This is a genomic window from Gilvimarinus polysaccharolyticus (assembly GCF_001187555.1).
In the GTDB taxonomy this organism is placed as follows: domain Bacteria; phylum Pseudomonadota; class Gammaproteobacteria; order Pseudomonadales; family Cellvibrionaceae; genus Gilvimarinus; species Gilvimarinus polysaccharolyticus.
Genome location: NZ_LFIJ01000001.1, coordinates 1,768,505 through 1,783,635 on the forward strand (window position 1 = coordinate 1,768,505; position 15,131 = coordinate 1,783,635).

The 15,131-nt window shown below is 46.4% G+C and carries 9 protein-coding genes; 4 read left to right on the plus strand and 5 right to left on the minus strand.

What is annotated here, in order from left to right; translation table 11 throughout:
- Positions 1-270 precede the first annotated feature (270 nt).
- Both GILYN3_RS07745 and GILYN3_RS07750 read left to right on the plus strand, forming a co-directional pair.
- Positions 271-900: a TetR/AcrR family transcriptional regulator gene (locus GILYN3_RS07745; protein WP_049722308.1), complete on the plus strand. Its 630-nt coding sequence runs from the start codon at positions 271-273 to the stop codon at positions 898-900.
- 802 nt (positions 901-1,702) lie between these two features.
- Entirely contained in the window at positions 1,703-2,506 is an 804-nt protein-coding gene (locus GILYN3_RS07750) for a hypothetical protein (RefSeq protein ID WP_049722309.1), read from the plus strand.
- Positions 2,507-2,651: 145 nt separating this feature from the next.
- On the opposite strand, the gene GILYN3_RS07755 is transcribed toward GILYN3_RS07750, so the two are convergent.
- The 5 genes from GILYN3_RS07755 to cobA form a co-directional block, all read right to left on the minus strand.
- Positions 2,652-4,418, minus strand: coding sequence for a bifunctional protein-serine/threonine kinase/phosphatase (locus tag GILYN3_RS07755; RefSeq protein ID WP_049722310.1), 1,767 nt, complete (start codon positions 4,416-4,418; stop codon positions 2,652-2,654).
- Positions 4,419-4,533: 115 nt separating this feature from the next.
- Positions 4,534-6,003, minus strand: a complete 1,470-nt coding sequence (locus GILYN3_RS07760; protein WP_049722311.1) for a NarK family nitrate/nitrite MFS transporter — start codon at positions 6,001-6,003, stop codon at positions 4,534-4,536.
- A gap of 203 nt (positions 6,004-6,206) precedes the next feature.
- Positions 6,207-6,533 (minus strand): nitrite reductase small subunit NirD, encoded by a 327-nt coding sequence (nirD, locus tag GILYN3_RS07765; protein WP_049722312.1) that lies wholly within the window; start codon positions 6,531-6,533, stop codon positions 6,207-6,209.
- Positions 6,534-6,605: 72 nt separating this feature from the next.
- Positions 6,606-9,149, minus strand: a complete 2,544-nt coding sequence (gene nirB, locus GILYN3_RS07770; RefSeq protein ID WP_049722313.1) for a nitrite reductase large subunit NirB — start codon at positions 9,147-9,149, stop codon at positions 6,606-6,608.
- Positions 9,150-9,163: 14 nt separating this feature from the next.
- Positions 9,164-10,084, minus strand: a complete 921-nt coding sequence (cobA, locus tag GILYN3_RS07775) for a uroporphyrinogen-III C-methyltransferase (RefSeq protein WP_084005192.1) — start codon at positions 10,082-10,084, stop codon at positions 9,164-9,166.
- Positions 10,085-10,620: 536 nt separating this feature from the next.
- Here cobA and GILYN3_RS07780 point away from each other — a divergent pair.
- Positions 10,621-12,870, plus strand: coding sequence for a molybdopterin oxidoreductase family protein (locus GILYN3_RS07780; protein WP_049722314.1), 2,250 nt, complete (start codon positions 10,621-10,623; stop codon positions 12,868-12,870).
- Between the two features lie 61 nt (positions 12,871-12,931).
- Positions 12,932-14,941 (plus strand): DmsC/YnfH family molybdoenzyme membrane anchor subunit, encoded by a 2,010-nt coding sequence (locus GILYN3_RS07785; RefSeq protein WP_049722315.1) that lies wholly within the window; start codon positions 12,932-12,934, stop codon positions 14,939-14,941.
- Positions 14,942-15,131 lie beyond the last annotated feature (190 nt).

A 15,131-nucleotide genomic window follows, 5' to 3' on the forward strand; every position in this document is an offset into this window, starting at 1 on the left:
TTTATTGGGATTTTTGTGTTCGGAAGCTGGATCACTGCGTGGCAACGACAGAAACTATACATACCGGTTGGTCTACTCGTCAACTAAAATATAGCAGACAAAGTCTCTCGCAGATGGACGGCAGCAACTAAGCGACTGAAAAATAAGACCAAAACGAACTTTTTAGCGGCGCAAAGCTCGAATTTCGCGACGTTTAGTACAATGCGGCCACATTGATTAACATACCCATTGGTATCATAATGCCGCCAATCGCTACCCAGAGGTCTATCTATGACGGTTACAGATACACGCACACGACTGCTAGAAACCGCTCTCAAACTTATTTGGAGCAGTAACTACAACTCTGTGGGCGTTAATGAAATCTGCAAACAAGCCGAAATCACCAAGGGCAGCTTCTACCATCATTTCGAGTCTAAGGCCGAGCTGTTCTGTCAGGCGTCGGAGCATTACTGGGATAAAATTCGTCACGACCTCGATGCGCTAATGTCGCCGCTTAACAGCCCTCTTGCGCAACTCGAAGGCTGGCTAAAGCTAGTACTCGCCACTAAGATCGGTGACGACATCGACAACATCCCAGGTTGTGCTTTTTTTAGCGCCGGTAACCAAACCAGCTGTGGCGAGATTGATATTAACAACACATTGCTACAAATGAATGACCGTGGCATCAAGTATCACATCGCCATGCTGCGCAACCTAGAAGGCGGCGGCTTTATCACACCCACGCAAGATATAGAGCAAGTGGCGCGCCTAATACAACAGTTTATGCACGGCTTTGTCAGCCACACCCGCCTCACCCGCAACCTCGACAACGCCCGCCAAGATTTACCCGAAGGCATCTACCGTATTATTGGCTTAAAACCGGAGTACTGGTACAGCAACGATGTGCCTGCCACGCCGTAAGCGGGGTTTGGGGACTTCCTGAAATAAAAGAGCTTCATTTAGAACACTGAAATAGAGATAGCCGTCGGCTGGTTGCCTTCAACACGATTCCCCTGCCCCTGTTTCTCTAGCCCAATAGAATAGACCTACGCCCTACTGACCGCAGGGGAGCTAGAGCACCGTTTCGTAGTTAACTGCGCGACGAAAACCGCATTCCTTATTCGGCATCGTCCATACCGACCTTGAGCCGCTATTCAGTGGATTTGCTATCTACGACGTGTTTCGTGCCATACGATGCAACATGAATCTAGAAGGCTTATGCACACCATTAAGCATCAAAAAGAAACCACCACCTCAACCCGACAAGGGTTCAAACAGATAGTTTTTACAAGCATCATTTTTTAAAATCACTACTATTAAACTCAACCAACAAAGCTAAAGAGAGTAGTGTTTTTTATAAGCTTTTGAAATGACAGGAAAATAACCTTATCTTCAGAAAAAACATCTAGATATACTTGCTTAGTCACTCGCTGGGCTACACCTTGGTTTGTTATTCGATAGTAAAAACTTCTCGGGTTATTTAACGCTAATGGATGAACTCAACCAACTAGGGGTGAGCCTGCCAGCCGAACAAACTCAATTAAGCATAATGCGTATTCATAGCTGTGCGCATTAGCTTGACGCAACCTTTCGCAAGGCGCACCAACACTGCGCAGCGTGGGTATCGCAATAGGCGAAATTACTGGACTTTAGCCTTACAGACTTGGTATATGGCTTGCATTGGATAATGTATACATTAACTGGCTGTTCAAAAGGTACTATCGTGAATGCCGATGCCCGCATAGAGCGCACCCTACCCCGTCAAACAACACAACTTGACCCGAGTCTGGCACTTTTTGCCGAGCTTATCGGACTATTTCAAATGCACCGAGGAGCCAGCCTTGCAGCCCTAGGTGGCGTTGAAAGTCTACATAAACACGCGGCGAGCCTATACCCGCAGATAGATACATTAATCGCAAAAATTTCCGACCAAGCCATTCAAACCGATCCAATGCAATGGACATTAATTACCGGAGAGTGGGAAAATACACGACGCTATTGGCGCCAGGACAATGCCTTAAGCAACTTTGAAATACACAATTTTCTCATCGAACAGTGCCATCGTATGTTGTGGCGCTACGTAGAAAGTCAGGCCTCACCATCGCACAAGGATATCGAAGAATTTTTATTTCGCGACATCCCCTCGCACATTGAAGGGCTTGGTCAACTGCGCGGGTTATCAAGTTATGCATCGACACAAAGCTCTGAACCTACTATCGTTAACAGCTGTAATCCTCGCGTCACCCAACTCAGCAAGCAAGCCCATCTAACTTTAGTAGAAACCCAGCGCCAATTGATTAAGCTTGCAGAAAGAGAAGAGAGAACCCGCCTAATGCCAGTCCTGCAAGCAAGAATTCGTCTCACGGGGCAATTTCTCCAATGCGTGCAAGATCAACTAACCCCTCGAACAAAGCCTATACCGCAGCCGGAAAAGATTTTTCATTTAGGCACGCTCGCCATCGAAGCCAACCAAGAGATTTGGGCCGGCTTAGCCGCCAGCCGTTATAAGCCTTTTACTCAGAATTAATATTAGACTTGCGTACATCCCTAATATTAAAAAACACCTAAATGTAAAAACATCTGGATTTATACGAATCCCTGACCGTGAAAAATAGCCTTTGTAAAAGCTAAACAAACAGTATGTATAACAATAAATAATTCGCCGAGAAAATTTAAGAAAAAAACCAGAAATACTGAAAACAGATAACGGCAAACAACAGCCCGCAGAGAAACTTCCAGAACGCCATAGGATTTCGCTCAAGCAATGGTGCCGACTTAAACCGCTTCATTAACTGGGCATTTGGCTGCAACAAATCGTGAATAAATTCTGAGTAAGCAGGATAGCGAAATCTTGGCCTTGGCGACAGGGCTTTACGCAAAGCCAAATCAATCCAAACGGGTACATCTTTACGGTATTTTCGTATGCTTTGGTATTGCCAAGCTTCAAATTTTGTTGGAGGATTTCTTTGCATATCGGAGATATCAAAAGGTAATTTTCCACAAATGATTTCATAAGCGATAACCGCCAACGAAAAAATATCCGATCTATCCGTTGCCGGCTCGCCCAACAAATATTCTGGTGCAATATAATCTACCGAACCCACCGGAACATGCTCCATCAATGGCGTAGATATTTCACCTAGGCCAGCAACAAACACCGTACCAAAATCAATAATAATTGGCCGACCACGTTTATCTATCATAATATTTTCAGGTTTTAAATCGCGATGAATCATACCCAGACGCTGAAATGCGCGCAGGCTTTTGATGATTTTATCGAGCATATCGCGTACAGGCTTTAAATCTGGTTTGGGATTGTCGTAAATCCACTGACGCAAGGTAATGCCTTCGATATACTCACACACGTGATAGAGAAACGGGCTATTTTCCGGCCGCGGCAATATTTTCATAACCCCGGAATGATTCAAACGCCGCCCCACCCATTGTTCGCGAATAAAACCCTCTAAATATTGCACATCATCTTTGAAATTCTCCGACGGCGCCTTTAACACCTGTAACTGATCATTATGAATGTCTTTAACCAAATATAAGTGCGATCGCGTACCGGAATGTATGACTAGCTGCACCTCATAATGATCAATTTTTTGCCCTTCCTGCAATACTGGAGGGATAACGAGTTGAGTTAGGCTGCGATGCACCTCATCGATTTCGGCCAGCGGCAATTCATCAACAGTAACCAAAAGACAAGTGAGGTTATCATCGCTGCCATTGGCCAACGCAGCGCTTGATAATGCCGCAGTCGCTTGTTCGAGTTGACCTTGGTGGTCGCCGATAATATCGACCATCTCGCACTCCGTTAACCACTCGTGAATACCATCAGTGGTTAACAAAATGATATCGCCTAGAGCAATATCCTCTGCCTGATAGTCTACCTCGAGACAAGAATCCATGCCGAGTGCACGCGTTAGGAAGGTTTTTCGGCCAGCCTGTTGATGACAGTGGTCGCGGGTTATTTGTTGTAACGTGCCCTGCCTTAAAATATATATACGACTATCACCCACATGAAAAAAATGTGCGGTATTGGATTTAAAAATCACGCCACTGAAAGTAGTGACTAAGCCGTTATGCCGTGCATGACCTTGCTGCCCATGGTGATAAAGCCACGAATTCAACGACGACAAAACCCGTGCCGCCGCCATTTTTACCGGCCAAGTGTCGGGTGTAGAAAAATAATCTTCAATAAACAAAGTGACACTGGTAGAGCTCGCCTGCTGCGAATTTTCACTGCAACTCACACCATCAGCAATACAGGCAAGACCGCCTTTTAGAAAACGCGCAGAACCGCTGGGAAGGTGTGCTGCGAAAGCATCTTGATTTTCAGCTTTTTTACCGGTGCACGAACTGCCGCCAAAACTCAGCTTTAACGACTTCTTGCCCGCTAATGCGCTATCCTCGAGTTCAACTCCGTGACTATTCATAGACAATCAACTCTCACCTTTAGGCCCTACCGTCTAACTCTATATGTAAATTTAAGCCTAAACTGGACATTTACACAGAACTAAAAAACGGCGGAGCTAGCCCCGCCTAAAGACGTTAGCTTACGGTAATTAACTCCACCGAGCCATCTTCTCTAACCTCGGTAATATGGCCTTTGGGCTCCTCCATAAAGAGCAAGGTGATAAAACCCACCACGGCAGTACCAGCAATCACGTAGAAGAAGGTTGAATAATCGACAAAACTTAACACCGTTAAATAAACCACGGCACCAACATTGCCATAAGCCCCTGTCATACCGGCAATTTGGCCGGTTAATCGACGCTTAATCAATGGCACTACGGCAAACACGGCGCCCTCACCAGCCTGCACAAAAAACGAACAAGCCATAGCCGCAATAACGGCCATCACTAAAGGCCAGCCCGAATCGACCATACCCATGACAACATAACCAATAGCTAAGCCTGCGGTTAAAATCAGCAAAGTGGATTTTCGCCCGAAGCGATCTGAAAGCCAACCACCTCCTGGGCGCGACATTAAATTCATAAAGGCATAGGCTGAGGCAACCATACCGGCCATCACTGGAGTTAAGGCAAAGGTATCGGAAAAAAATAACGGCAGCATAGAGATTACGGCTAACTCAGAACCGAATGTGGCGAAGGATAAAATATTCAGCACCACCACTTGCTTAAATTTATAGCGATGCATTTCTGGCACGGGTTCAACAAAAATATTCTTGTTGACTTTCCAAACGTGGGTCAGATCGTAAACAAACAATACCACTAAGCCGGCATAGCAAATCATTGCGATGGTTTCGGACAACATTGACACACCCGCAGGCGACAACTTCCATGTTAGCAATGCGAGCGCTGCATACATAGGGACTTTCATTAATATCAGTAAGAAAAAGTCGCCTTTACTGGTGACTTCAATAGCACCAACATTTTTCGGTTTGAAATACGTAGACCCCTTGGGTGTATCGCTAACATTAAAATAAAACACCGCAGAAAAGAGTAAACTCATTAAACCGGTTATACCAATGGCATAGCGCCAACCGTCATCGCCACCAAACAATACAGCGATAGTTGGCAGTGTGAATGCGGCGGCAGCAGAGCCAAAATTACCCCAACCGCCATAGATACCCTCTGCGGTACCCAGCTCGTTGGCTGGAAACCACTCACTCACCAAGCGAATACCGATAACAAAACCGGCACCAATAAAACCAAGTGCGAAACGAGCAACAGCTGCCTGCAAAAAGGTATCGGCTAAAGCGAACATAAAACACGGAATGGAACACAACGCCAACAAACCCGAGTAGACCATTTTAGGGCCGAAGCGATCGGTAAGCATACCAATAACAACGCGGGCAGGAATGGTGAGCGCAACATTCAAAATCAAAAGAGTCTTAATTTGCGATTTATCTAAACCTAAAGAAGCCGCAACAGCTTGCAGCATGGGTGCAAAGTTAAACCACACCACAAAAGTAATAAAGAATGCCATCCAACTAAGATGCAATATTTTCATTTTTCCTGAAAAAGAAAACAAGTTAAAAGACCGAGTTATGCTCATATCTACTCCCTGAAGCGATTGAAATAAAATGTATATAATTTTTAATAATGTATGAGCCAAGGCCACACTGACTTTTAAATGTTCAACAAAATATTACAGTTAGCGTACAGTAAGAACCTATCTCCTTATGTAAAACCGTAAACATCTGAATAAATAATCTTACACAACAAGAAGATTCACTAATAATTTGAAAAAAAATGAAACTAAGCTGCCACCTCCACTACACCATCGACTTCACGCACATGGTAAACAGGGATGGTGACATCTTCTTCCAAACACTTTCCAGTGGACAAGACAAAGTGCTGTTTGTACAAGGGTGATGCAACGACTAGATCATCACCAATTGAACCTTGAATACCACGAGAAAGCACATTGGCCTTACCGAATGGATCAAAGTTATCTAGTGCAAATAATTTTTTCTCTTTTAATGTGCGAAAAATAGCCACCTGCTTACCTGCAATCAAGGCACATACGCCAGTGCCGGGAGTGACATCTTCAACTTTACACACTGTTTGCCATTGCTTTGTCATAATATCTTCTCATTGTGTGAGAGCAGCATCACCGTTGACACTGCTAACATGTCAATTAATGAACCCTTACCGTTAAGCCATTAAAGGCTCAATTACCTCTACTACCGCAATCCGCTCCTGCTCATTAGCGGGGCGAATTTGATTACGCTCTACAACATAGGCGAGGTTACTATCGCGAGTATCGGTGTTAATGAAGTGGCTGAAACGTTTTAGCCTCTCTGGGTTTTCGATGGTGGTTTTCCATTCGCACTGATAATTACTAATGTTATGCGCCATTTCAGCTTCTAGCTCAACACCAATAGACAAGGAGTCTTCGATAACAACCTTTCTCAAATATTCCAAACCACCTTCTAAGTTTTCCAGCCACACGCTGGTGCGCTGTAAGCGATCTGCCGTGCGCACATAGAACATCAAAAAACGATCGACATACTTGATTAAGGTTTTTTTATCCAATCCCGTCGCAAACAAGTCGGCATGACGTGGGCGCATTCCACCATTACCGCAAACATAAAGATTCCAACCTTTTTCCGTGGCAATAATACCCACATCTTTACTCTGCGCTTCAGCGCATTCACGCGTACAACCCGATACAGCAAATTTCAGTTTGTGTGGAGAACGAAGACCTTTGTATCTATCTTCAATTTCTATGGCCAAACCAACTGAATCATCGACGCCATAGCGACACCAGGTAGACCCCACACAAGACTTCACCGTGCGCACAGATTTTCCGTAGGCGTGACCGGTCTCAAAACCGGCATCCACGAGTATTCGCCAAATATGAGGCAAATCATTCAATTGTGCGCCAAACAAATCGATACGTTGGCCACCGGTAACTTTGGTATATAAATGAAACTGCTTGGCCACCTCACCTAGCACTATAAGTTTATCAGGCGTAATTTCACCCGCGGCAACGCGTGGCACCACCGAGTAAGTTCCGTCTTTTTGCAAATTACCCAAGAAAATATCGTTGCTATCCTGCAGGCCAATGTGTGCGTCTTCTAAAATATAATCATTCCAAAAAGATGCCAGTATTGAACCCACTGTGGGTTTACAAATTTCACAACCATGACCCTTGCCATGACTATCCAGCAACACTTCAAAGCTGCGCACTTTAGTGACACGCACTATGTCCGACAACTGCTGGCGCGAATAAGCAAAGTGCTCGCAAATATCATTTTTAACTTCAACACCTAAATTAGTAAGCTCGGCGTCTAACACTTGTTTGACCAATGCCGTACAACCACCGCAACTGGTTGACGCCAGCGTCTCGGCTTTGATCTCGGCCATAGTTTGTGATCCATTTTGCACAGCACAACAAATAGCGCCTTTGGAGACATCCATGCAGGAACAAATTTGAGCGGTATCGGGTAGAGAATCCAAACCCATCATCGCGCCGGAGGCATCTATCGATGGTAAAATCAACGCATTGGGATCGTCCGGTAAATCCATTTTATTAACGCAAAGTTGCTGCAAGATGCCGTAGCCGTCAGCATCACCGACTAACACAGCACCCAACAAACGGGTATTGTCCGCCGACACAATAATGCGTTTATACACCTCATCCACATCGTTACTGTAAGTATAACTTTTACAACCTGGTGTATTGCCATGGGCATCACCCACCGATGCCACATCAACACCGAGTAGTTTTAATTTGGTGCTCATATCGGCACCGGTAAATTGCTGATCACCACCGGTAATGTGTGACAGTGCAACCTTGGCCATTTCATAGCCAGGCGCCACTAAACCATAAATGCGACCATCCCAAAGAGCACATTCGCCAATGGCATAGACATTTTTAACTGAAGTTTGGCAGTGATTATCAACCACGACACCACCACGCTCGCCTAGATCAATACCGCACTTTCGTGCTAATTCGTCTTGCGGACGAATACCCGCGGAAAATAAAATCATGTCCGTTTCAAGATGGCTGCCATCGGAAAAATTCATGCGATAACGGTACTGTTCCCCGGCAACAATAGCCGTGGTTGCTTTTTGTGTGTGCACGCGAACACCGAGAGCTTCAATATTACTGCGCAGTAATTTACCGCCACCTTCGTCTAGCTGTACCGCCATTAAACGCGGTGCAAATTCAACTACATGGGTTTCTAGGCCTGCCTGTTTGAGCGCATTCGCAGCTTCGAGGCCTAAGAGCCCTCCGCCCACTACAACCCCCACTTTAGATTGTTGTGCCGACGCAGTAATGGCTTCGAGATCTTCAATAGTGCGATAAACCAAACAATGTGGCTGATCGTTTCCAGCAATGGGGGGCACAAAAGGAAAGGAACCCGTTGCTAGCACTAACTGATCATAGGCTTCGCGACGACCACTGGCGGTAACGACCTCTTTGTTGTCAAAATCCAGATCAACTACCTTATCGGATAGAACATAGTTCACCCCCTTGTCTTGATAGTAAGATTCTGTGGTTAACGCTAAATCTTCTGCCGTGGAACCCGCGAAATATTTAGACAATTGCACGCGATCATAGGCCAGCCTAGGTTCTTCGGAAAAGGTGATTACTTGATAGCGGCTTGCGTGTTCGGAGGTCACCAGATTATCAATAAATTTGTGACCGACCATGCCATTGCCAACGACTACTATTCGCTGCTTACTCATATTTTTTCCTCACGTCAGGCTGACAATTTCTTCCAAAGGGAATTTTTATTACTGGATCTTGAAATACTCGACACCACAGTACCGGTAACAGAGGTTGCCACTTCGGGGTAAATTTCCTCCAGCTCGGGGCTAGCTATCTGATCAAGCCACTGCAGCTGTTCGCGCAAACGCACAACCTCGCCGACAACAATTAGCGCCGGCGACTCGATACTGTGACGCTCGACCAGTCCCGGCAACTTAGAAAGGCTCTCGGTAAAAACCCGTTGCTGGGCAGAGCAACCTTTTTCGATAATAGCCGCAGGGGTACAAGCGCTAAGCCCCGCATTCTGTAATTCTCTGGCGATAGAGGATGCCGAGCCCAAGCCCATGTAAAACACCAAGGTATGACCACTGTGTGCCAGTGACGACCAGTTAATCAGTAGCTCTTTTTCCCCTTGCGCTGTAACAAAGCTAACACCTTGAGCGATACCACGATGGGTTAAGGGAATACCTGCATAGGCCGTTGCACCTGCACCAGCCGTAATGCCCGGCACTACATCTACAGCAATACCGGCCGATTTAAGCTCCAACATTTCTTCTCCTCCACGACCAAACACAAAAGCGTCACCACCTTTCAGTCGACACACATGCAACCCAAGTTGCGCGGTTTCTACCAGAAGAGAATTTAAATCTTGCTGAGGAATGGAGTGACGGTCTTTGGCTTTACCCACATAAATCGCAGGTGTACGAATAGGAAATAAAGCTCGAATATCTTCGCTGACCAAGCGATCATAAAAAATAACATCCGCTTGCTGCAGTGTGCGAAGGGCTTTCACCGTCAACAAATCTGCATCGCCAGGCCCTGCCCCAACTAATGATACTCGTCCAATATTCGCACTATTACGCGGTTTTAAGCGTGAAAAAAAATGGGTCCTTGTCGCAGGGTTGGTTGGCATAATAGCTGGCTCCACTCAGTGTCGTTAGGCTAAGCCTTATCCGACTCAAGCACTAATGAATTTAGATTGAGATAGAGCAAGGACGATGCCAATAAAAATAAAACGTTAATTTTTTAAAAAAACACCCGTTATTATTAATTTTTTTACAAAATCATATAGAAGAAAGACTATTAGAAAAAATAAGTACACACAGAATAAATTCACCTCAAGACGAAAAAACTCGCACTCTTTCCGCGCAACACGCACAACAAAGAGGCAGCAGGCCAACCCAAATCGCACCAGAAAAACACGACACGCACAGTGTTGGTGCCAAAAAAACCCTCCACGAATACCGTAATGTTTAACAATCATAAAAAAATCACAAATTTTCCGATCCTACAGGGTGATAAGTATTACGGAATGGAGGTAAATACGTAAAAGTTATGCAACTTGATAAAATTTTTATGTGCTCGCCAAGTTGGTTCACTAATTGCTCCATGTCTAGGAGTTCCAATTTTCTACTCCTCATTGAGTAGCACTAAACCATAGGAAGCCGCATGATTTTTGGTCGTAAAAATCGTAAACCTATTAGCATTCCAGCCAAACCCGTCAAGGAGTGGAAGTACGCCACCTGTAACTATTGCTCCACCGGCTGCTCCATCGAGCTAGGTGTTAGTGAAGAGGGTAAGGTTATCACCAGCCGCGGTCATGCCGGCGCCGACGTCAACCGTGGGAAACTCTGCATTAAAGGCATACTCGAACACGACCTTTTTAACTCTCCTGGACGCGGCACCGTTCCACTGATGCGCGATAAATCCCACCTGCCTTTTGCAGCGACAAGCTGGGATGCCGCATTGGATAAGACCGCTGAAAAGATCAAACAAATTCAAACCAAGTACGGTCGCGATAGCTTCGCCATTGTGTCAACCGGCCAGTTATTAACCGAAGAATTTTATGCTCTCGGTAAATTGGTACGAGGCCAAATAGGCACCAACAATTACGATGGAAACACTACGCTTTGCATGGCCTCTGCAGTATCGGGCTACAAGCGATCGTTCGGCTCAGACGGCCCACCGGGTTGCTATGAGGATTTCGAACACACCGGCTGCTTAATGGCTTTCGGATCGAATTTACCGGAACAACACCCGATTATTTACTGGCGCTTAAAAGAAGCGCGCGAAAAGCGTCACTTCCCATTAATTGTGGTAGACCCACGCGTCACTATGCTGGCGCAATTTGCCGATATTCATCTACCGATTACACCCGGAACCGATACCGTGTTAATCAACGCAATGATGCACGTTATTTTCAAAGAGGGTTTAGCCGACGACGAATATATCGCCAAGCATACCCAAGGTATCGATGATTTACGCGAGCTTGTTAAGAGCAAATACGATCCCAAACAGGCACAACATATTTGCGGCATCGACGAAGACCGCATCCGTCATGTGGCCCGAGTTTACGCAAAAGCCAGTAGCGCCATGAGCATTTGGACCATGGGGATTAATCAATCTACCCACGGCTCAGACGGCGTGTCCAACATCAACAATTTGAATTTAATTACCGGAAACATCGGAATATTAGGTGGTACGAGTTTGTCGATTACCGGCCAATGCAACGCCATGGGAACGCGCGAGTGGTCGTCTTGTTCTGGGCTTCCCGGTTACCGTTACCTGGAAAAAGAGCAAGATCGTAAACACATCTCCAATTTCTGGGGGATTGACGAATCGTTTTTCCCACCTAAACGTGGCTTGGCGCAAACCGATATCTTTCCCGCCATCGAATCGGGACAAATTAAAGGCTTGTGGTTAGTAGCCACCAACCCCATGACCTCTATGCCCAATCAACCACGCATTCGTAAAGCGATGGAGATGTTGGATTTTTTAGTGGTGCAAGATATCTACGAGGATGTAGAGACCAATAAGTATTCACACGTATTCCTACCCGCTGCAGTGTGGGCAGAAAAAGAAGGCTGTCATACCAATACTGAGCGTCGAGTAAATTTAACCCGTAACGTATTACCGGCGTACAAAGACTCAAAGCCCGACTTCTGGATATTCAAAGAAATGTCTAAACGTTTTGAAGACCGCAATAAACTGAACTTCCCGGAAACCGCTGAAGCGGCTTTTAATGAAATGCGCGAGTTGTCTAAAGGCGCAGGCCGAACACTCGACATATCGGGAATGACCTGGGATAAGATTGAAGCCGCACGTGGTATTCAATGGCCCTACACAGAAGCCGATGCCGCCGCCGATGAAACACTCTTGGGCACCGTCATTGCCACTGACAATAAAACTCGCATGGAATTTAAGGGTAGTCAGCGCCTCTACGCCGATGGCGTATTTCAAACGCCATCGGGTCGCGCCAATTTAATTTGCGTCGATTTTGTTAATAACAACGAGTGTCCAGATGACGACTACCCATTCTGGCTCAACTCAGGCCGTGTGGTAGAACATTTTCACACTCGAACCCGAACCGGAAAAATTGGCAACCTGAATAAATTCAGCCCAACACCCTACATGGAGATGAACCCAGATGCGGCGGCTGAATTAGGTATCGAACACCAATCTTACGTACGCCTACTCAGCCGTCGCGGCGATGCTGTGGTGATGGTACAGCTGACTCACCGTGTTGGGCGTGACATGCTATTTATTCCGTTTCATTTTCACGACTGCGTCAACCGCTTAACCCTCGGCTTGCTCGACCCCTATTCACGTCAACCTGCATTTAAACAAAATGCGGTGAGAGTCGAAAAAGTCGATCAAAACGAGGCTGGCCGCCTAAACCTCGAGCGTCGAACCTTTTAATTCGACCCACGAGAAAAGACCGAACCAACAGTACAATCTGAACCCAAGCTTAGGCACAGATATGTTAAAAGACAGAAAACAAAGTCAGATGGGAACATTGTCCGGCAGCGAACTTCCGGAAGACAATCAAACTCCAACCGAAGGCAATGAAAGCGCAGGAAGAGCGGGCACTATGATTTGGGAAATTCGCACTGAGGAGCAGCCCTACGCATACTTACCCGACAAAGAAATAGAAGAGTCGAACCGCTACGGGCAAAAAATCGATCTAATCGATTTAACCGAACATACATTACCCGTAGGCCGTTCACTCTATATCAATGAAAATCCAGCGGTGGGCACCAACCCTAACCGCAACAAACAGCACGGTTTTTATTTTACCGCCGACAACTGTATTGGTTGCCATGCTTGTGAAGCAGCCTGTGCAGAAAAAAATGAAACTCCCGCGCATTTAGCCTTTCGCTCTGTGGGTTATGTGGAGGGAGGAAGCTTTCCCGACTATAAGCGTATGAACATCTCCATGGCTTGTAACCACTGCGATAACCCCGTATGTTTGAAAGGCTGCCCAACCCGCGCCTACACCAAACACGTAGAGTACGGTGCGGTATTACAAGACCCCGAAACCTGCTTCGGTTGCGGCTACTGCACCTGGGTTTGCCCTTACAATGCGCCTCAGCTGGACCCTGTGAAAGGTCAAGTCTCTAAGTGCAACATGTGTGTAGATCGCCTCGAGGTAGGTTTAAAGCCGTCCTGTGTTTCCGCCTGTGTTGGCAATGCCTTGGATTTCGGCGTTATTGAAAACGTACCCGACAACCGCGAGCAAGCACTCACCGACATCCCCGGTTTTCCCAGCTCGGAAATTACTCATCCGAACGTGCGCTTCCAACAGATTAATCAGCTACCCGATGAAATGAAACGCACAGATTCTATGCCGCTGAAATATCACAAAGATGAGAATGGGCGCTACAAGCCTGCCATCGATCAGAAAGTGGGCAAAACCAAACACTGGAACTTGGCGCGCTTAAGTTCGCGAGAAAACCCTTTAGTGCTATTTACCTTGTGCGCACAGGCATCTATTGGCGCCTTCGCCTTAAGCTTTTTAGCTGCGCAAGCCAGTATTAATCCATTCGTCACCTTTCAGCAATCAGCCCTGTACGCACCACTGGCGATTCTGAGCTTTTTATTGGTGGGCTTTGGTTTATTTATGTCAACGATGCACTTGGGCAAACCGCACCGCTTTTATCGAGGCTTTAATAATTTGCGCCATTCACCTGTGTGCCGAGAAGGTTTAGGTATCGCCTTATACATGGCCGGTTTAGGTTTTCACATTCTATTTAGCCTGCCTGCTAACAGCCTGTTCCAAAGCCTTTACACAGGGCTCTTGGGGGCCGATATTAGCGCCCTAATCACACCAACACATGCGCAAAGCTGGGCCACAGGTTTTGGTTATTTTGCCATTCCCGCAAGCCTTGTAGGCCTCTACTACATGAACCGTTGTTACCGTATCGAAGCGCGCCCGTTCTGGAATCACTGGCAAGTGGGCAGTGCGTTCTTCGGCAACATGCTGTCGTTAGGCGGTTTAGTGGCAGGTGTGGTTATGGTACCCACCCTCGCCTTTAGCGGAGCGAATTATACTATTGCGCTGTTATTGTGTGGTGGCTTGATGGCGCTCGGATTACTGATTGAAGCCATCGGTCATGTTGCCCACAGCAAAGCAATGAGCAGTGCCGAACACGAGGGTGGTGCGTCTTATTACATTCAATCCACCACTTTTGGCAAAACCTTTGTCGCACGCAATGTACTGCTAGCACTCAATCTGTGCTTAGTCATCGGCCTGTTAATCGCTTTGGCGATCTGGCGTCTGGACAACATTTATGCACTAGTCGGCTGGTGCTTTGCGGGGGGCTTATTGGTTGCCACCTCTCTAGTGGGACGCGCCTTGTTTTATGTGCTGGTAATACCTACCACCATGCCTGGAGCCTTCTTTTGGAAAAACAAAGGCTTCGAAGAACACGCGCGCGACATAGGCTTAGCCAACATGCCTCAAGTGGGCGTTGCGCCGTTGCGGCATTAAGGGCCGCATTCCGTGCGCAGGAGAATCAGTTCACAGATATAGAAAGCCTACTGGCTTGTTCTGTGAGCCGTTAACTTCAACCTGAACTTACAATCAAACTGAGAACCCCAATGGATCTAGAATCACTGATCGGAAAGACTTGCCTCATCGGCCTCTCCTACTTCGAAACTGATGGCTCGTTGCTCAAGCA